At 36.8% G+C, this 20067-nt stretch carries 21 protein-coding genes and 1 pseudogene; 6 read left to right on the top strand and 16 right to left on the bottom strand.

Features of this window, described 5'->3' with window-relative positions; translation table 11 throughout:
• Positions 1 to 38: 38 nt before the first annotated feature.
• The 9 genes from WAX74_RS13585 to WAX74_RS13545 form a co-directional block, all read right to left on the bottom strand.
• Positions 39 to 815: a hypothetical protein gene (locus WAX74_RS13585; protein ID WP_336498206.1), complete on the bottom strand. Its 777-nt coding sequence runs from the start codon at positions 813 to 815 to the stop codon at positions 39 to 41.
• Between the two features lie 38 nt (positions 816 to 853).
• Positions 854 to 1285, bottom strand: a complete 432-nt coding sequence (locus WAX74_RS13580) for a hypothetical protein (protein ID WP_336498205.1) — start codon at positions 1283 to 1285, stop codon at positions 854 to 856.
• A gap of 233 nt (positions 1286 to 1518) precedes the next feature.
• Positions 1519 to 2568 (bottom strand): serine hydrolase domain-containing protein, encoded by a 1050-nt coding sequence (locus tag WAX74_RS13575; protein ID WP_413788971.1) that lies wholly within the window; start codon positions 2566 to 2568, stop codon positions 1519 to 1521.
• 13 nt (positions 2569 to 2581) lie between these two features.
• Entirely contained in the window at positions 2582 to 3088 is a 507-nt protein-coding gene (locus WAX74_RS13570) for a GNAT family N-acetyltransferase (RefSeq protein WP_413788970.1), read from the bottom strand.
• A 198-nt stretch (positions 3089 to 3286) separates the two neighbouring features.
• On the bottom strand, positions 3287 to 3862 hold the full coding sequence (clpP, locus tag WAX74_RS13565) for an ATP-dependent Clp endopeptidase proteolytic subunit ClpP (protein WP_336498204.1): 576 nt from the start codon (positions 3860 to 3862) through the stop codon (positions 3287 to 3289).
• 14 nt (positions 3863 to 3876) lie between these two features.
• Positions 3877 to 4689, bottom strand: coding sequence for an RNA polymerase sigma factor (locus WAX74_RS13560; RefSeq protein WP_336498203.1), 813 nt, complete (start codon positions 4687 to 4689; stop codon positions 3877 to 3879).
• A gap of 77 nt (positions 4690 to 4766) precedes the next feature.
• Entirely contained in the window at positions 4767 to 5324 is a 558-nt protein-coding gene (locus tag WAX74_RS13555) for an isochorismatase family protein (RefSeq protein WP_336498202.1), read from the bottom strand.
• Between the two features lie 148 nt (positions 5325 to 5472).
• Complete coding sequence (locus WAX74_RS13550) at positions 5473 to 5844, bottom strand: DoxX family protein (RefSeq protein ID WP_336498201.1); 372 nt, start codon at positions 5842 to 5844, stop codon at positions 5473 to 5475.
• Between the two features lie 120 nt (positions 5845 to 5964).
• On the bottom strand, positions 5965 to 7158 hold the full coding sequence (locus WAX74_RS13545) for a NupC/NupG family nucleoside CNT transporter (protein WP_336498200.1): 1194 nt from the start codon (positions 7156 to 7158) through the stop codon (positions 5965 to 5967).
• A gap of 522 nt (positions 7159 to 7680) precedes the next feature.
• Here WAX74_RS13545 and WAX74_RS13540 point away from each other — a divergent pair.
• From WAX74_RS13540 to WAX74_RS13525, 4 genes and pseudogenes are all read left to right on the top strand, one after another.
• Positions 7681 to 7851, top strand: a pseudogene (locus WAX74_RS13540) (GNAT family N-acetyltransferase); the annotation flags it as partial.
• Between the two features lie 364 nt (positions 7852 to 8215).
• The gene (locus WAX74_RS13535; protein WP_336498199.1) at positions 8216 to 9244 is read left to right on the top strand and encodes a PTS transporter subunit IIC; all 1029 of its coding nucleotides are present in this window, start codon (positions 8216 to 8218) and stop codon (positions 9242 to 9244) included.
• Positions 9245 to 9381: 137 nt separating this feature from the next.
• Positions 9382 to 9531, top strand: a complete 150-nt coding sequence (locus WAX74_RS13530; protein ID WP_172794361.1) for a hypothetical protein — start codon at positions 9382 to 9384, stop codon at positions 9529 to 9531.
• 174 nt (positions 9532 to 9705) lie between these two features.
• Positions 9706 to 10986 carry a glucose-6-phosphate isomerase gene (locus WAX74_RS13525; protein WP_336498198.1) on the top strand — a complete coding sequence of 427 codons (1281 nt, stop codon included), beginning with the start codon at positions 9706 to 9708 and terminating at the stop codon, positions 10984 to 10986.
• On the opposite strand, the gene WAX74_RS13520 is transcribed toward WAX74_RS13525, so the two are convergent.
• Genes WAX74_RS13520 through WAX74_RS13510 form a run of 3 tightly spaced genes read right to left on the bottom strand, consistent with a single transcriptional unit; the run spans position 10983 to position 13883 of the window.
• Entirely contained in the window at positions 10983 to 11276 is a 294-nt protein-coding gene (locus WAX74_RS13520; protein ID WP_336498197.1) for a hypothetical protein, read from the bottom strand. The genes WAX74_RS13525 and WAX74_RS13520 overlap by 4 nt on opposite strands.
• 20 nt (positions 11277 to 11296) lie before the next feature.
• The gene (locus tag WAX74_RS13515) at positions 11297 to 12193 is read right to left on the bottom strand and encodes an ROK family protein (protein ID WP_336498196.1); all 897 of its coding nucleotides are present in this window, start codon (positions 12191 to 12193) and stop codon (positions 11297 to 11299) included.
• On the bottom strand, positions 12171 to 13883 hold the full coding sequence (locus tag WAX74_RS13510; RefSeq protein ID WP_336498195.1) for a glycoside hydrolase family 13 protein: 1713 nt from the start codon (positions 13881 to 13883) through the stop codon (positions 12171 to 12173). The genes WAX74_RS13515 and WAX74_RS13510 overlap by 23 nt, the downstream gene beginning before the upstream one ends.
• A 172-nt stretch (positions 13884 to 14055) precedes the next feature.
• Here WAX74_RS13510 and WAX74_RS13505 point away from each other — a divergent pair, with 172 nt between their 5' ends.
• A complete protein-coding gene (locus WAX74_RS13505; protein ID WP_336498194.1) occupies positions 14056 to 14838 on the top strand; it encodes an ABC transporter substrate-binding protein in 783 nt (260 codons plus the stop codon).
• Positions 14839 to 14913: 75 nt separating this feature from the next.
• Positions 14914 to 15198 (top strand): YiaA/YiaB family inner membrane protein, encoded by a 285-nt coding sequence (locus WAX74_RS13500; protein WP_336498193.1) that lies wholly within the window; start codon positions 14914 to 14916, stop codon positions 15196 to 15198.
• Between the two features lie 58 nt (positions 15199 to 15256).
• Here the strand turns inward: WAX74_RS13500 and WAX74_RS13495 are convergent, their stop codons facing one another.
• From WAX74_RS13495 to WAX74_RS13480, 4 genes are all read right to left on the bottom strand, one after another.
• Positions 15257 to 16864: a thiamine pyrophosphate-binding protein gene (locus WAX74_RS13495; protein ID WP_336498192.1), complete on the bottom strand. Its 1608-nt coding sequence runs from the start codon at positions 16862 to 16864 to the stop codon at positions 15257 to 15259.
• A gap of 139 nt (positions 16865 to 17003) precedes the next feature.
• The gene (locus WAX74_RS13490; RefSeq protein WP_336498191.1) at positions 17004 to 17639 is read right to left on the bottom strand and encodes an FMN-dependent NADH-azoreductase; all 636 of its coding nucleotides are present in this window, start codon (positions 17637 to 17639) and stop codon (positions 17004 to 17006) included.
• Between the two features lie 133 nt (positions 17640 to 17772).
• The gene (locus tag WAX74_RS13485) at positions 17773 to 18738 is read right to left on the bottom strand and encodes a quinone oxidoreductase family protein (RefSeq protein WP_336498190.1); all 966 of its coding nucleotides are present in this window, start codon (positions 18736 to 18738) and stop codon (positions 17773 to 17775) included.
• Positions 18739 to 19167: 429 nt separating this feature from the next.
• Positions 19168 to 20007 (bottom strand): pentapeptide repeat-containing protein, encoded by an 840-nt coding sequence (locus tag WAX74_RS13480; RefSeq protein ID WP_336498189.1) that lies wholly within the window; start codon positions 20005 to 20007, stop codon positions 19168 to 19170.
• Between the last annotated feature and the right edge of the window lie 60 nt (positions 20008 to 20067).

Here is a 20067-nt window from a genome sequence, read left to right as displayed (position 1 = left end):
TCTAGAATGGGAGATCCTTATTAAAAATATACAATTTATTACTTATTTAGAATACCGCTAACCAAAGCATCCATTTCTCCCATAGCAGCCGTTTCTATTTCTGTAGCTTTTGCATTAATAAGTTTTTGCTGTGCACTAATCATATCATTTCTACTTTTAACAATTTCATTGCGGATTTCAATAATTTTATTATCAACCATCGTTTTAATTTCAGAAATTGTTAAATCCTTTTCCGTTTTCAATTTGGCTTCTAAATCAGTTTTAGCGTTTGTAATTGCAGTTTGTAAATTTGATACAGCAGTGTTTTTAATACCAGTTAAATCACTTTCTACCGTAACAATTGCTGTAGAACCTTGGTTACCAGAGTATTTTTCTAAGTCTTTTATAAGAGTTTTTGAGGATTCTTCTCCTGCTTTATTCATAAGTGACGTTGCGTCAGTGTACAACTCATCAAATTGTGTCCCTATATTTTTAAGTATCTCAGTTTTTTGATCATTAATGGATTTAATATGTTCTACACTTTTCGAATTAATGTTTGATGTAGTATTACTTGTTGCTTGTTCCCTTGTTTGTTTAATTTGGCCTGCCACTTCACCTTTATGTTTAATATTTTCCAATCCCAATCCAAATAGTTTTGCTCCAGAGTATACAACAGCTGTTCCACTTACCTCTATTTTATCTTTCGTAAACTTAGCATTATACCAGTTTTGCAAATTAGTACCCGCATCCGAAGCTCCAAATGCTACTCCAGCCCCTGCAAATAATGTTACTGCTACTGTTCCTGCGACTACTTTACCTTTTAATGTTTTGATCATTTTAATATCTCCCTTTAATTTATAATTTTTTATGAGTCCTAATTACCAAATACCTCTTTTAGTACCTCTTCGATGTCTTGATCGATTTCGTCTTCGATTTTTTCATTGTCCACGGAATCTTCAAGTTTTACTTCTTTTAGCTCGGTAACTGATTGGTCTAACTGACTTTTAGTGTCCTGTTGATACCCCTCAATACTAGCCTTGGATTCTTTTATCTGATTACTAATCATACCTACAATTGAAGTCTCAAAACTCTCTAATGTTTCCAATAGAAAGATATTTACTACTTCGAAGGTTTTATCAATATCAGATGACACAAACTCTCTTTTACTTCCACTCTCCTTTACAAATGCTTGTCCATACCATTTAGAAAGGGTGTTTTGTGGGAGACCACTTGCATAAATGGTGCTGGCGCTTAGTAACACTACGAATAGTACAATAGTTCCAACGATTTTCTTAATTTCTAGCACCCCTTTCTAGTTGCCCCTAAACATTCTATCCATTGACCTACTTATTTATAACTAAATTCCTAAAAATATTTTAAATATAATATGAAAACAATTTCTTATGTGTAAAAAGTCATAATAAAAATGCACATTAAAAATTGATGTGCATTTCTTTTTACTCATAAAGATATTCATTTTTTATAAAAATATCAAATTTCCATAATTTTCTTTCCTTAATTACAATCCCCGATTTCGTATTATGTAGTTAAAATTAATTGCTTCTCCAAGGATTTATAAATCTCTCCTATTATCCCATTCATTTGATGAACCCCTAGGTCGGTATTCGTCATAATTACAACACCCGTTTCTAAATCGGGATATGCGGCCAGCATACATTGAAAACCTACTCCCCAACCAAGGGAGGAAATTTCGAGTTCTTGTCTCGAATGATCTAGGAACAAGCCTAATCCTGTCCACTTGGCACAGCCTTGTGAAGAGATCATTTCTTCTGCATACCTTTTGGAGATACCAAGTTTCCCTGCGCCTTTCAGCGCCTCCATTAATTCATTGAACAAAATTGCTAAGTCTTCTGGCGTTGTCCATAGACCAGCAGCTGCTGGATAAGGGTAAATCGGATATTTTTCATCTATCAAATTGCCTTGTTTATTGTGTCCACAACTAAAATAATTTTTTCTATCCTCGGGTATATAGCTTTCCAACCAACTATTATTCATATTTAGTGGTTTGAAAATATTTTCTGCCATTAATTGTTTAAAAGGCTTTTCTGAAACGTCCTCAAGTAATTGCTCTATTATGCAAAAACCTACATCCGCATATTGGAACTCACTTTCAGGTTCATATGTAACTTTAATAGCTTCCGTACAATAAGGTGTATTACCCTCTAAAATTGCAGACATTTTCGCTTTGCCGCGGAATGGATCCAATACAGAAAAGCTCCCTTCCGGATCTACTATTCCAGATTGATGGCACAGAAGATTTCGTAAAGTTACTTTTCTATCCTTGGTTAAATGACTTTTAGGTACTTTCCATGTTTTCAGTTTGGCATTAACATCCTCGTCTAGGTCTATAATTCCTTGGCTAACAAGCTTTATAACGAGTATCGCTGTGGCAAACTTACTGATAGAGCAAGCATTAAAAATGGAGTCCTTCGTCACTTCCCTATTGGTTTTTGCTTCAAGCACCCCATAATTTCTTAAACTAATTTGACCTTTATTAATGAGGGCAATGCTTAGTCCTTGTACGGAATAATGCTGCATACGTTCTTCTATATTTAAGTTAATGGTTATCGCCTCCTCGTTTTTATAAAACCTTATAGTAGATATTAGTCGCTTGAAGCTCACCTGTTTCCGATTGGGCGTAGTTAGGAATTCTACCTGCTTGAATGAAACCTAATGAAGTATAGAGTAGATTAGAAGGATCTCCTTCTCTTGTATCAAGAACCAATAAAGACTTCCCTTCTTTAATAGCTCTCTTTTCGACTTTTTCCATCAATGAACGACCAATTCCATTACGTCGATAATGAGGATGAGTCATTAATTTTGCTATTTCCGCTCTATGAACACCATTCGGCTTTTCACATAAATGTAACTGCACACTTCCAACGATTCGATTATTTCTCTTCGCAACAAATAAAATGACATCAGGACTTAATACATCCTCCCAATAGTTCATCGCTTCCGGCAGTTGTAATGGTGGTAAAAAGCCAATTGAAGCCCCATCGTCTACTACTTGAATTAGCAGCTCTGAGAGTTCTTCCATATGCTCTTCCGTGGAAAACAGTTGTTCCACAATCATTTGATTAATCATTTACATCACCTCAAATTAGTGTATTTTATTAAAGACTAATTCGACAAAGGCTTAAGCTTTTCCTTTTAACGCATCCTCAAGAAGAACGAGTACATCTGCGTTTATTCGGTATACACGAAATTTTTAATGGTATAGCCGTTTTCTTGACTGTAACAGGATAATAAAAAGCTCCTCACCTTTTTGATGAGGAGCTCTCAATTAAATAATCTGATCAATTATACCGTAATTAATTGCTTCTTCTGCTGTCATGAAATAATCACGGTCTGAGTCTTTTGCAATTTTTTCGATAGTCTGGCCTGTTCGTTCGGAGAAAATGCGATTAATACGTTCTTTCATTAAGAGGATACGTCTGGCACTAATTTCAATATCGCTCGCCTGCCCCTGCGCTCCTCCGAGCGGCTGATGTATCATAATTTCACCGTTCGGTAAGGCAAAGCGTTTTCCTATTGTACCTGCAACCAGAATCGTTGCTCCAAAAGATGCTGCCAATCCAGTACAAATAGTTCGAACATCAGGCTTAATGATCTGCATCGTATCGTAAATTGCAAATCCTGCACTCACCGATCCACCTGGGCTATTAATATATAAAGAAATATCCTTTTCTGGATCCTCTGCTTCCAGAAACAGCATTTGGGCAATAATATTATTTGCAACTACATCATTGATTTCTGAGCCAAGGAAAATAATTCGGTCTTTCAATAATCTAGAGTAAATATCATAGGAACGCTCTCCGCGACTTGTTTGCTCCACAACATATGGAATAAGATTAGACATATAAAATCTCCTTTTTAGGCTACAGCTAAAAGCTCTTTTTGCTCCATCCAAGCTATTTGCGACAGCAATGTCGATAGCTCTAATTGATAAAAAGGAACCAATAGGACTCCACCATTTTTCTTTGGAATCGAGATTAGCACATAAGGAGTACCGGTACCCGCAAAAGATTGTACCATTGGGGTCGAATTAGATTTAAGCTCATTAGTATACGCTTGCATTAACGGAACTTGTATTTCCTCTTGATAAAGTCGTAAAACGGCGTGGGGATTTCCATTTTTCAAAGCATGTATATACGGAATAGTATTTTCTTCTAGCTCGTAAAGGGAATTATAATCTAAACGCTTTAAGTTTTTACGAGCACGATGAAGAGCAGCTTTTATAGAACCTTCACTAGCAGAAAGATAGTTAGCTGTTTCCTTTACGGTGTAACCAAAACCTAACACAAACAATACGACTGCCCGTTGTTTGGCTGTCAACTGATTGAGTATTGCATTAATCGCAGGTATAAATGATTCTGTATGAGGTTCATCATTTAATTTAATATTGGTTACATCTTGATTCATATCTTCTTCAATTTTCCGTTTTCGATGTTTATCAATCCACGCATTAGAAGCTATACGAAACAAATAGGACTTGGATATTTGTTTCGGCATATTCAACCAGCTTTCATACGTTTTCACAAGGGTCTCCTGCATTAAATCTTCCCCGTCCCATTTGGTATTCGTTAGGGATAGACAATACTTTTTTAAATCGAGCATAAAAGGCTCGATTGCCATCTCAAATTCATCATTCATTTCTATGGGAGTTTTTTCAACAAGCGGCCGCATGTTTATCCCTCCTAAAAATTTGTCTTTCACTTATATAAACGGAAAAAGGGTTCCAAAAGGTACGGTTCAAAAAAATTTTATCGATACGTATCATGTGTCGGTTCAAACAAATCATCCTGCGCACTCCGTACAACAGAAAAATGATCCACATTATAATGACCATGAAGTATTTTATTATGATGATTAATGATTTGTTCTGCAGAAAGAACCTTGGAATCAGTCGTCGAATGCCCATCACCAACTAAAGTGACGTCCATATGATTTACTGTTGCAGTTCTAACTGCGGTGTCAATACAATGTTCTGTCTTACACCCCATTATTACAACATGTTTAATAGCGTTTTCCTCTAAATGACTTTTCAATCCAGTTCTATGAAACGAATTGGTAGCAGCTTTATCAAAAACCTTTGCATCCAAGGGAATAGAAATATCCGAGTGTATTTGAAAGCCTTCCCCTTTTCCCTCCGCAACATCCGTATCCCGGACAAATAATACGATACTATTTGATTCTAAAGCTTTTGATATCACTAAGTTAATATTAGCAACTAGCTCTTCTTTCTTAAAAACACTATTTTCATTTTCATTACCATCTATCAATTCCTGTTGGGCATCTATGATCAATAAAGCTTGTTTCAATAAAAACACTCCTTTTCTAATTAAAATAATTCTTTTTAATTTGCAACTTGTTTATTTTATTCGACTATTTTCGATCATTTACCTTTTTATTTGAACTCATAAAAAAAGAAGGGATGAAATTCATCCTCTTCTTTTAAATGAAGCTTTATTAGAATCCAGGAAAGTTAGATAAATGACCAAAGTTAATGAAAAATACAATAAACGCTAATATGCCTAGAAATAAAATCGTGGATGTTTGTTTGAAAGAATCTTTCACACGCATATGGGTCAAAATCCCGCCAATGGCTGTGATTCCAATTACCAGTGCTCCAACGGCTGCCCAGCTATGCGCCCAAATTCCGATTAATAATGCCAATGCTCCTACTAATTCAACAATACCGGTGACACCGCGGAACCACTGTGGCAACTTCCAATGATTAAAGCCTTCGACATGCATCTTCGAGCCAGTTACTTTACCGTATCCAGCCATCAAAAACCCGAATCCTAATAAAACCTGCAAAATAATTGATATAATTCCCATTTTCACATCCCTCCTTTATTACTATATATGCTTCTTGAAGAGGCTTATATACTAAAACTTTCTTATACAAAAAAAGACCCGAAAAATTTCGAGTCTTTTTGTGTTAAATCCGTTATTTTATTACCAAACAAATAAACCAACAATTGCAGCACTTAATAATGAAACAGCGATTCCGCTGACAAGAAGTTTCCAAACGTTCTTCCCAATAATAGCGGATTTCTCTTCTGATAATAGAGAATTGTATGAACCATAAATCATACCAATTGTACTAAAGTTTGCAAATGAAGTTAAGAATGTCGCTGCTACAGCTACAGTGTGTGGTGACAACGTTTGTAATTGATCTTTTAGGTTTACCATCGCAACAAATTCATTTGTAGCTAATTTTGTTCCCATCAACTCCGCAACATACATGGCTTCCTGCATTGGCAAGCCAAGCAACAATGCGAACGGACTAAAAATAACACCAAAGATTTTTTGGATAGTCAAGCCACTAACAAATACACCCAGTATTCCGTTTACCGCAGCCGTTAAAGCAACATATCCGATAAGCATAGCTGCAATAACGATTACCATATTCATACCAACCATCATACTGTTCGAAATAGTTGAGAAAAAATCCTTTTTCTCTGATTTAGGAGGTGTATAAATAATATCTTCTTCTTTTGTCACGGTCATTGGATTTAATAAACTGACAATGAGAAGTGCATTCAAACAGTTTAATGGAATGGCACTAAATACATATTCGGCCGGAAGCATCGTTAAATAGGCCCCTATAATGGATCCACTGATACAGCTCATACTCATAATTCCCACAGTAAGTAAACGTTTATCCTTTAATACTGCTAGTTGGTCTCTAATAACAGCTAAAGCTTCCGTATTTCCTAAGAACATCATTTGAATTGAGTAGAAACTCTCTAATTTAGGTAATCCTGATATTTTAGAAATTACCCAACCAACTTTATTGATCAGCCAAGTTAAAATACCAAAGTAAGTAAGAATATCAAAAAAGGTTACGACAAAAATAATCGGAAGCAATGCACTAACTAAAAAGTCTAACGATTCATTTGCAAAGAAAGAAGGAATAACAAAAGCAATCCCTGCATTTGCACATTCAATTAACCATAAAAAGAAATCGGCAATTTTATTAATGACCCAAGCACCAATATTTGTTCCTAGCATGAAGGCAGTAACAATGAACTCTACAATTAGTATAGAAACAATCGGTCTCCATCTAATTTCTTTCTTACTTGGAGAACATAAGTATACAAGCCCAAGTACAACAATAATTCCTAAAATATTTAATAGAAAATACATAGCAGCAACTCCTAGTTGGTAAATTAACTAGCCCTTATTTTTCATTTTTTGGTTGAGAAAGAATGAAAAATAGGGGCTCTAAAAAGAAAGAGTAGTTTAATACTACCCCTTACATCATTGATTTTTAGTCAAACTTCCTGTATTATGTCTTTTCAATCTTGTCGGATCAAAACTTCTAGACATATACAGAAAAAAATTAATTCATAATTGGTATGAAGAAATACTAACCTTTCCCTTTCCTTTAAGCAATAGATTACCTCAAATTCAAAATAGCAAAATTAATATAAATTTTCTCAAATAATTATTAGATTTAGGAAGTTACGAAATAGTATGAACAAATTTCTTTTTATCATACTGATTTAGACACCAAGAAAAATAGGGCCCGAATTTTCGGCACCATAAAATTTCTTCCTAATTTTTTTACTTGCTAAATATACTAAAACTAAAAAAATAGTGCTCGTTCATTTTACTAGAATTTATTCCATAGAGCTTTGGTATAAGCTAATTTCATTCCTACCCTTGGCTTTAAAACTTTGGACAGAGCATTTATTTAATACCATGCCTCTAGTTCGTGTTGGATATACAACATGGGCGGGTAATGAGAGAATGATTCGTGTTGGAGAAAAACTAGGTATGACGCTTGAGGCACGAATTCGTAAAGTGAGATTTTATAAAGGAGAATATTACGATTAAATCCGTATGGGTATTTTGAGGGAAGAATGGGACAATTATAAATAGGGAAATGGGACATTACTGCTATACGTCTTGATGATAAAGCTGAATGTACGTATTTACCAAGTAACCATACATGTTTTTTATAAAATTTAGAAAAAATTGATATTGACTAAAAACAATTATTATATTAATATTATAACAATTTCAAAAGAGAGGAACAGACATCAAGAATAAAAGACAACAAGAAGCCGCTATTAGAGAAATTATTTAAGGTAATAAGACAACAGCCAATCAATAGCTTTGCGTGCGGGTCCTGAAAAGGGCTTTTTATTTTTTAATAATTCGCAATATATTTAATACTATATATTAGGAGGAATACATAATGAAGCAGTCGACGAAAGAATATTTGATCGACCGAATGTACAAGGGGTCCCAAGGATTAGCAAATGCAGTTCTTGTCACTCTAGGGATCGGTCTTCTTATAGAAACATTTGGAACATTTACAGGTTGGGAAGGCTTTTTAGTAATTGGAAAGGCTGCACAGCTTATGTTAGCTCCTGCTATTGGAGCTGGTATCGCCTACCAACTTGGCGGAAATACATTAGTGATATTTAGTGCTATGGCTTGTAGTACTGTTGGTGCTAATGCTTTGCACCTTAGTGCAGATGGTGCCTGGGTACTCACTACAGGACAACCGATTAGCGCAGTTTTGGCTGCAATCGTTGCTATCTGGGTTGGAAAACGCATAGCCGGTAAGACAAAATTAGATATGCTAGCTATCCCATTTGCTTCCATACTAATTGGAGGTGTTGCTGGTGTTGGTTTAGCTGCAGTAACTACTCCACTATTAGAATCATTAAGTAGTTTTATTGCAAATTCTGTTTCAGGTTCACCTCTTATCGGTTCCATTGTGATTGCACTTGTGTGGAGTATCTTCCTAATGTCTCCTGCTTCCTCAGCAGCAATTGCAATTGCCTTACAACTCGACCCTGTTTCCAGTGCAGCTGCATTAATTGGATGTACTGCTCAGTTTGCAGGATTTACAGCGATGTCATGGAAACAAAACGATCTTGGTGCAAATATTGCACAGTCTTTCTTAACACCAAAAGTGCAAGTTCCGAATATCGTTAAAAATCCACGTCTTGTTATTGGTCCATTTCTCGCTTCCGTTATTTGTGCACCGATTACGATACTGGTTTTTAACTTTCAAGTTCCTTATACATTAGCTGGACTTGGACTAAATTCCTTTATTGCTCCCCTAAATATCTTGGCAAATCAAGGTATAGGAGTTCTCCTGATGTATATTGTATTAGGAGTAGTTTTACCAGCTCTTATTTCTATAACTGTTTATCATTTGTTAAAAACTAGAGGATTAGCCAAAACAGGTGATTTGCACATGGAAGTTCAATAGTTTTTTTATCACCATAATACATCGTAATATTAAACAGCACACATTTGGTAGATTACCAATTGTGTGCTTTATTTGTTTACATTAGTAGTTACAGGGTATGTAGATTACAAGAATAAACAGGGATGGAGTGATAAATAATGGATGAAGAAAAACGTGTAGAGGTACATCGAGAAGAAAAAACAGATACTGGTTTAGTAGGCGCAACATTTATTAAATATGCTGCCTATCTCATTATTTTCTTCGGTGTTCTTTGGTTCTTAATCTCATATATTTTCCCAATGTTTTAATAAGAAGAAAATCACATTTTGCGTTATAGCAGAATGTGATTTTTTGGTTAATTTAATTGTTTTTGGTGTATGCCCTTCTTCTCTCTCCTTTGAAAAACATCAATATGAGCGATTTATTTTCTAAACAATGGTAAAATAAAAGATAGAAAAATATGCTGTATAAAGGAGATAAGCATGAATATTTCTCTAAGCTATTCAGGAGACTACCTTGAGCTCCTTACACCTGAGTTGGAAAACAAATTGGAAGCAATACATAAAGGAATTCATTCTAAATCTTCAAAAGGTGCAGATTTTTTAGGTTGGTTAGATTGGCCAAGTACTCTTAGCCAAGATTTTCTGGACGATATTAAAGAAACTGCTAACCGTATTCGCTCAAATTCCGATGTATTAGTTGTAATAGGTATTGGAGGATCCTACTTAGGATCAAAAGCAGTAATAGAAGCTTTATCTACACCATTTCAACAATCTAAAGATATAGAAGTAATTTTTGCGGGACACTTAGTAAGTGGTGAATATTTAAAGCAATTAATGACATATTTAGATGATAAAGAGGTTACGATAAACGTCATTTCAAAATCAGGAACGACATCAGAACCTGCTATCGCATTCCGTTTTTTACAACAGTATATGGAAAAACGATATGGAGATCAAGCTGCCAAACGTATCATTGTCACGACTGATGAAGAAAAAGGCGCCTTGCGTACACTCGCTGTTAATAAAGGATATCAACGTTATGTCGTTCCAGATAGTATTGGAGGACGCTATTCTGTTTTGACTGCGGTTGGCTTGTTACCGATTGCAGCTGCTGGTTTTGATATTGATCAACTAATCAACGGCGCAAAAATAGCAGAACAGGAATTTGGTAAATTCGATACAAAATCCAATCGTGCTATTCAATATGCCGTTATCCGAAAGCATTTATATGATGCAGGCTATCCTGTCGAAATCTTGGCAACTTTTGACGAAAAGTTGAAATATGTACAAGAATGGTGGAAGCAATTATTCGGAGAAAGTGAAGGAAAAGAAGGGAAAGGAATCTTCCCTTCGTCTGTTTCATATTCAACAGATTTGCATTCTTTAGGACAATACATTCAAGATGGTAAACGTATGTTGTTCGAAACATTTTTGATGGTTGAAAAAACTCCAGTTGATTTGACTGTTTTTGAAGCAGAAAATGACGGGGATGAACTGAACTACTTAAGTGGTCTAACACTACACGAGTTTAACGCAGCTTGTCATGAAGCAACAGCATCTGCGCATCTCCAGGGCGGTGTGCCTCAGGTTACAATTACAATGGATCAACTTGATGAGCAGCATCTTGGCCACTTGTTATATTTTTATATGATTGCCTGTGCGTATAGTGCATACTTATTCGACATCAATCCATTTAACCAACCAGGAGTAGAAGGTTATAAAACGAATATGTTTAAGATTCTAAATAAACCTGGCTATTAAAAAAAGTAGTGTAAACCAAATAAATGGTTTGCACTACTTTTTTGTTGGAAGGAGAAGAGAATAGACCCTCCGATTATTTGGTTGAACCATCCGTTTTTACTGCTTAGCCATCCGATTATTCGAGTGAACCATCCGATTATACTGCTTAGCCAACCGATTATTCGAGTGAACCATCCGATTCTACTGCTTAACCATCCGATTATTCGAGTAAACCATCCGATTTTACTACTTAGCCATCCGATTATTCGAGTAGACCATCCGATTTCAAATAAAAAACGTTTTGACCCCAATGGACAAAACGTTTTTTCTATTAAATTGTATCATCCATTACAAGCATAGCCGCTCCAAGCATTCCTGCTTCATTTCCGAAACTTGCACGCTTTATCTCAAATGGTTTTAGTTTCAGTGGCTCCACTTTTGCAAGAAGACCCTCCCACCAATCATCGGCCGAATCTGCAACCCCTCCGCCGATTACAACGCAATCCATATCTAACACTGCTTGTAGATTAGATATGACAATGGCAAAATCCGAAAGAAATCGCTCCCGAACTGTTACAGCACTTGGGAGTCCTGAAGATGCCAAACGAAACAAATTATGAGCTATTACCAATTCTCCTGTATTTGGATCGATGACATTTTCCTCGTCAATCAATCTCTTTAATGCAGTACCAGAAACATATTGCTCACTGCAGCCCTGTCTACCACAGCCACATAGCAATCCATGTGGATACAATATCAAGTGACCAACCTCTCCTGCACCACCATGTACTCCGTTCTCGACATTTCCACCAAAAACGAAGCCGCCTCCCAGTTTAGTTCCTACCGTTAAACAAACTACTCTTTCGTAGTCTTTCGCTACACCAAGTCTGCCTTCTGCTAGCGCAGCGCAATTTGCGTCATTGTTAATCTCTACACGTAAACTTGTTGCTGCCTCTAGCTGAGCTTTTACAGGGGTTCCTTGCCATCCTTCCAGCTCCGTTTCAAAAGTGACAACTCCTGTTTTGGCATCGACCATTCCTCTAGTACCAATTCCGATACCCGATATATCAGGAAAATTTTCAATCATCTTTAAAACTTGTTCTTCTAAATAAGGATATAACGGTAAAATAGTTGGAATTGTTGTATCTGATAAAACTTTACCAGTTTCATTTACAACACCTAACCGTATTTTTGTTCCTCCAATGTCAACTCCAAGTACTTTCTTCAATTGACTTTCTCCTTTCAAAAGCGAGCACAAATGACTCGTAAGGACGTACTTCCACAATATCTCCCTCTATTTTAAGAGATTCATAGTTAGAAATCATAACGTTACCTTTGGAATGAGGAACGAATTCCTTCCATACAAGTTGGTTCGGTCTATCTGAAAAATTGTTTACAATTAACCATTCTTCTTCGTCTGTTTGTCGTTTGTACACAAAGAGGTCTGGGTGATCAGGCAATAATAATTGAAAGCTTCCATGCGTGATAATAGCATGTTTTTTTCTTAATTGTATGAGCTTTTGATAGGTATAAAAAATCGATGATTCGTTCGCAAGCGCTTGTTCTACGTTAATAAAAGTAGTATTGGTATTCATCCGAATCCATGGTGTCCCGGTTGTAAAGCCGCCGTCTGGTGCCCATTGCATAGGAGTTCGAGCATTATCTCTACCTTTTGCATAAATACTAGACATAATTGCTTCATGAGCAATCCCCTGTTGGCGCTTTTCCTTGTACATATTAAGCGTTTCAATATCACGATAATCACTTAAACTATCAAACTTCACATTGGTCATCCCAATCTCTTCCCCTTGATAAATATAGGGCGTCCCTTGGAGCAAATGAAGACAAATTGCCAACATTTTAGCGGATAATTCTCGATATGCACCATCTTCCCCAAAGCGAGAAACGACTCGTGGTTGGTCATGATTATTCCAATATAAACTGTTCCACCCTACTTCATGAAGCGCAAGCTGCCATTTTTCAAAGTTTCGTTTTAATGCTACCAAGTCTAACGGGCGAACATCCCATTTTTCATTAGGGCCACTATCTAAATTCATATGCTCAAATGTAAAGATCATATTCACTTCTTGGTTGTCTGGATCTGTATAAATTTGAGCATCCTCAGGAGAAGCGCCGGGCATTTCGCCAACAGTTAACACATCATAATGATTCAGAACCTTTTCATTCATTTCCCGTAGATATGTATGGATTTTTGGACCATTCATAAAATAAGCACTTCCATCGCCATACATTTGTTCATCGTGAATCGTTCCGTTAGGGAGCTTCTCGTCTTTTGAAATAAAATTAATAACATCCATCCGGAAGCCGCCAATTCCTTTTTCTAACCAAAACTTCATCATATCAAAGATCTCATTTCGAAGAGGCCCGTGTTCCCAGTTCAAATCAGGCTGTTTTTTCGAAAATAAATGCAAATAATAAGAATCGGTCTTATCATCCATTTCCCATGCGGAGCCAGAAAAAATAGAACCCCAATTATTTGGAGGCTGTTCTTCCTTACCTTCTCTCCAAATATAATAATCACGATAACCGGAATCCTTCGAGGAACGTGATTCGACAAACCATGCATGTTCATCTGATGTATGATTGACTACAAGGTCCATAACAATTCGAATCCCTCTTTGTTTCGCTTCCTCAATCAGTTGTTCCAAATCTTGCATCGTTCCAAACTCTTGCATAATCGCTTGATAATTACGAATATCATAGCCATTGTCATCATTCGGAGAATCATAGACTGGACTTAACCAAATAACATCTATACCGAGGTTCTTCAAGTAATCTATTTTGGAGATAATACCTTGCAAATCACCGATCCCGTCTCCATTAGAATCCATAAAACTCCTAGGATAAATCTGATATACGATACTCCGTTTCCACCAAGGCTCCATTACTTTCACCATCCCATATTTACCAAGTGTTAGAAATATTCTAATCTTTCTACAACGATAATGCAAGCGCTTGCATAAATTACTTGATAGAATAGGAAAGTAAGATTTTAAAGGACAATTTTCGTCCGATATTGAAGTATAGCATTATAAGCTTTCTTAATTTTAATAGAATAGGAGAAGTAAAATGTCACAACTATTAAATGATCATCTTGGAAGAGAAGTGAAAATTACTGCTCCTCCAAAGCGTATTGTTTCTATTTGCCCTGCTATTACGGAAACACTATTTGCTTTAGGTTTAGATAATGAAATAATTGGACGTACAAAATATTGTATTTTCCCTAAAAAGACTGTAGATAAAGTAGAAATTGTCGGTGGGACAAAAGAAGTAAATGAGGAAAAAATACGTGGATTACAACCAGATTTGATTCTTGCTGAAAAGGAAGAAAATACGAAAGAAATCGTGCAAGCCTTAGAAAAAATTGCACCAGTTTTTGTCTTAGAAGTACAGTCAATCAAAGATGCCTATCGTTTTATAAAAACTTTGGGATTGCTGACCAATAAAGAACAGAAAGCAGATGAGATCATCGCTTCATGTAAAGCTTCATTCCCCGCTACACCTGTTGGCAATATAAAAAAAGCTGCTTACGCCATTTGGCGAAAACCTTATATGGTTGTTGGTGGAACCACCTATATTAATGATGTTCTTTATACGCTAGGTTTCCATAATCCATTTGAGAAAGTTGGTTCCAGGTATCCTTCAGTGACAAAGGAGGAATTTGCAAAGTCAAACCTCGACGTTCTTTTATTAGCTTCTGAGCCTTTTCCATTCCAAGAAAAACATATAGCTGAGTTCCAGGACTTTCTTCCGAATACGAAAATTATTTTAGTAGATGGAGAGATGTTTTGGTATGGAGCGAAGATGATTACGGCTGGTCCATACTTAAAGGAATTAATCGAAAATATATAAGCCTGCAAATTAAAGTTAAAGGGTAATTTTTCCTTACTTCTGAATATATATTAGAAAGGAAGAAGGGAGTTTTTTATGAACAATAGAAAATATAGAAGGCGGAATACAATGGCATTCACTGCATTATCCTATTTTACTTTATTCGCTGGTGTCTTCATGTTTAGTATTGGTCTTTATAATGCAGATAACCTAGAGCTCAATGAAAAGGGATATTATATTGCCGTAATGATATTAGTGGCAGTTGGGGCAATCCTTACTCAAAAAGTCACTCGTGATAATGCAGAAGACAACGAAATCCTAGCAGAGCAAGAACAAGAACGACTCGGTGTAAGAGTTCCTACAAATACGAAGGAATCGTAATACTTTCATAAAGAAAAGTCCTGTGTGAGTTGAACACAGGACTTTCTTCTATTTATGTTTACTTTGTTTCTGGAAAGAACTCCTGAGCAGTGGGAATATCAACCAAGGTCGGACCATTTGTTCTGATTGCTTGTTCGAGAATTGTTTCCAATTCACTATCCGTTTCAGCACGGAGACCGGTCCACCCGCAAGCTTCTGCTACTTGAACAAAGTCTGGGTTCGTTAGTTGTGTTCCTAATTCTCTATCTCCAGCCGCTTGCATTTTATCTATTTCCATTTGTAACGAGCCATTATTAAATACGATTACTGTGATATCCAAGTTATAGCGAGTGGCAGTTAGAAGGTCAGCCAGGGTCATCTCAATACCACCGTCTCCTACAACAGCAACTACTTGTTTTTCAGGTTGTTCAAGCTTAGCCGCAATGGCAGCTGGTAGTCCAAAGCCCATGGAGCGCCAATAGCCGGAAAATAAAACTCTCTGCTTATTAGGACGGAAATTACGGTTAAACCAAACCGTTACATCTCCTGTGTCCAATGTAAGTACCGCATCTTCAGCGATTGTTTTTTCAATAGCTCTAACTATGCGAGAAGGATAGACAGGAAAACCAGACCTTTGACCTTCTTCTTCGTTTTGTTTGGACCATTTTCCTTTCGTTTCTTCGATACGCGACAACCACTCGGAACTCGCTTTATAGTCAGCTAAGCTTTGTAAGAGAAGCGGAACAACATGTTCTACTTTACCTTTGACACCAACTTCTACTGGAATGCTTTTAGTAGCATTCTCAAAGTGGGTATCAATTTGAATAATCCTTGCTTTTTTCGGCACGTACCCCTCTGGCCACCATGTCACTCCTGCGAGTAGAACAACGTCAGATTCCTTGAAGACTTCAGCTGCATAAGGATTTCCCCCTTCTCCTATTCCTTGGAGAAGCTGTGGCGTCATTTCCTCAAACACCCCTTTACCGCCTAGACTGACTAAAATACCTGCTCCCCAAATTTTTGAAAGTTCTTCAAGAGACGAAGATCCATTAGCCGCTCCCGCCCCAGCTAGAATCATTGGCTTAGTTGCTGATTTCATCACTTCCGCCACCTCTTTTAAATCTTCCATTTGGAAAGAGGTTGTCCCTTCTATCACTGACGGTAGCTTTCGAGGTTTCTTACTTGTTTCTTTCTGAAATAAATCCTTCGGAATAGAAATATGAGTGACTGTCCGCTGCTCTAAGGAGATCTGTGACGCTTTTACAAGTAAATCAACAATCGCATCCTCACTAGCAAGATTTGCGGAATAAGTGGCAAATGGTTTAAATAGTTCTTGTTGATCAACATATTGCTGATAGTCTGTACCTATTTTGTTAAGTGGTGCCTGGCCTGTCAGTGCTAACACAGGTGCTTTATCCGAATAGGCATCTCCGAGGCCATTCAGTAGATTTGCTGCCCCTGGTCCCATCGTAGCCGTACAAACCGCAAGTCTTCCCGTTAGCTTAGCTTCAGCAGATGCCATAAATGCCGCAACTGACTCATGCTTCACAGGAATAAACTGAATCTTTCCCTGTTTGTCCAGTGCATCCAATAGTCCGATAATAGCATCCCCAACAACTCCGTAAATTCGCTTGACCCCCAATAAAGACAATTGATCCACTACAACCTCGGCAACAGTTTTCCCCATACGAAATAACCTCTCCTTTTAACAATTTAATTACCAATTATTTTCCCTTATATAAATGGGATAAACATTTGACCTGTCTATATAAAAAAACGTTCACTAGTCAGCATTAGACTTGTGAACGTTTTTTATAAGTACTTAATTAAATTATACTAATTGTAGAAAGGCTTTGAGCAACTTCTTTTACTTTTTCTAAACCAGCTGCAATAATTTCTTCTGCTTTGTCAGGCATTGCATTGTGCCCTTCAATGATAACTTCATCCGTAATTTGCATACCGAATACGCCACCTGCTACATTTTTGATGTAGTTTGCAGACATTTCCATTGGTGCAGCTTCTGGAGTTGAATAAACTCCTCCACGTGCATTTAAGATGATCGCTTTTTTGTGAGTCATTAATTGCACAGCTTGACCATCTTCTGTGTATTTGAATGTGAAACCAGCTTGGTACACATAATCGATAAACGTTTGTAATGGTGCTGGAATTGTTAAGTTCCATAATGGGAATGCGAATACTACTACATCAGCAGCAGTTAATGCGTCCATTGCTTTTTGTTTTGCAGCTAATAGACGTGCTTCTAAGTCAGTTAACTCTTCACCGTTTTGAACTTTTCCAAAAGCATTGAAAAGATCTTGACCGAAGTAAGGCATATCTTCTTTAAATACATCAAAAGTGGTTACATTTGCACCTTCGATATTTTCCATAAATGTTTCGTACATTTTACTTGAAACAGCTTCATTAGCTGGACGGTTATTTGCTTTTACTACTAATATATTCACTTGTTATTCCTCCAAAAAATTTTTTAATAACAAACGATATATTACCAGATAATATATAAGATTGTAAACTACTTCGATTTCGAGATAAATGAAATTAATTTAAAATGTCACAGATATTTCACAATTACTTTTTTTACGGTATTAATAAAATTTTCCCGACACTTCTTCTACTTTCTAATAGTGTGTGTGCTTGAGCACCATCCCGTAAGGAGAAAGTCGTCGGTTCATTCACTTTTATTTTCCCTTCAGTAATCCAGTTAAATAATTGTGTTGAACGTGTTTTTCTTTCTTCAAATGTAGTGAGGACATTCCATAAATCCCCACCTGTAAGAGTTTTTGAAGTATCCATAAGCATTCTCGGATCAATTGGATCAGGATCGCCCCCGGACATTCCATAAAAGACGACTGTTCCACCTACTTTTGTTGCTTCGAAGCTTTCCGATAAGGTAGAACCGACTGATTCATAAACGACGTCCACGCCTAAACCGTTTGTTACCTCTTTTATTTTTCTATTCCAATCTTCACTATATAAAAAGACAAAATCTGCTCCTGCTGCGGATGCTGCTTTAGATTTTTCTAAAGAGGATGTAAGACCAATAACTTTTCCTCCTAATAGCTTACCGATTTGAACAAGGTTTTGACCAACACCACCTGCAGCTGCATGTACAAGAATTGTGTCATTAGCTTTAACTTCATAGCTATCCTTCGTTAAATACTGGGCGGTTAACCCTTGTAGTAAAACAGATGCAGCTGTTTCAAAGGAAATATCACTTGGTAACAGTATCACTTTATCCATCGGAACTGCGACCAGCTCAGCATTAGCAAATGGGACATCTGCAAAAGCTATACGATCACCAACTTTAAATTTTGTTACTTTATTACCTACTTGTTCTACTACACCTGCACCTTCATATCCCAATATATATGGAGGCTTACCTGCAAGATGGTAGTTTCCCTTTCTTCTGTAGATATCTGCAAAATTCAATCCAATCGCTTTCATTCTTACCAATAATTCATTGTCTTTTATGATAGGGGCATCAATTTCCTTGTATTGCAGTACTTCCGGTCCACCAAATTCATCAAAAATAAGTGCTTTCATGTGTTTGCTCCTCGTATATCAGATTATAAAAATCATATTAAATGAACACAACATTAGAAACAATCAATGAGTCTTTTCAGTATTTAGAAAAGAGCTAATCACTCCCGTTGAACCTGTTTCCGATCGTTACAGAGTGCTTTGGACATCCTTATTGCCACATCATTAACGTAGAATTTCTTGAAGGGGTGGTCGTGACTTCCATCACGACCACCCCTTCTTTTCGGTAATCTTGTGGCTGTAGTCTGTCCGTCGCCTTTCTGTAACTATTGAAGACAGGTTAAAAGCTTTTTGGATAATAAAAAAATTGATGCAGTCCTATTTCTATTGTTAGCTCCCGAAGATGCAATTTCGGGAGCAATCCACCTAATCTATTAGATGATGCTTACTATTTTCAGAAATTCTTCTCAAAGTAACGACTATATTATTTGTTTAATTAGTCCAATGAAAAGGAGTCTTTAACGAGGATGGCAATTTAGTATTCTGATCTCCTTTTGCAGCGTTTATTTGTGCTTGTGTAAGAAAAATGCTCCCAGTTAGATCCGCTCCGCTTAAGTCTGCGTCTCTCAAGTCTGCTCCGATAAAATCAGAAAGCCTTAGATCCGCATTCTGTAGGTTAGCTGCAATTAGAAACGCTCCTCTAAGGTTTGATCCTCTTAGATCTGCTCCTCTTAAGTTTGCACCTAACAGTTCTATTCCCCGACCAATCTTTTTCTGCTTCTTTACTGGAGCTTTAGATCGAACGAGTTCACTCATACGAAGAAGAATTTCGTTTACAACCGCTCTGTGTGCGTGAACATCGAGAGTCAAAATCGACTGAGGAGGCAAGTGAGTATGTTCCTCCGTTTTTTCCAGAACTGCTTGTATATCTCTATATATAGGCTTTGACTCATCTCGATGAAGCGCTTCGCTTAAATAAGAAAGCATTTCATGAAGCTGCTGCATGATAGGAAATACATCAAACATTTCCTTTGCTAGGGAAGGGTTGTCTCGCCAATCCTTTCCTTTATATGTGAATTGGGACACTTTTTGTCCTGCACCAAAACATTCATATACCGTACAGCCTTTATATCCTTCATTTCTAAGGTTTTGATGAATTCCACAGCGATAATCAGATTGCAGATTTGAACAAGGAGTACCCCCGTCTTTGTCATTTGGAAAGTCTGCAGATTTTGCATAAGGTAAAGCTACGCAACACAAACCAAAACAGTTTCCACAGTCAGCATTTAATTTTTTTTTAATATTGTCGTTTATAGTTATTCGGTCAGACAATATCTACACTTCCTTTATTATTTAGTACCTATAATATACAATTAGGTGGTTTATATAGGA

Origin of the sequence: Psychrobacillus mangrovi, from assembly GCF_037104765.1 — a bacterium.
GTDB lineage: Bacteria > Bacillota > Bacilli > Bacillales_A > Planococcaceae > Psychrobacillus > Psychrobacillus mangrovi.
The sequence above is the reverse complement of the archived record's forward strand: the minus strand, read 5'-3'. Positions and strand labels throughout refer to the sequence as shown.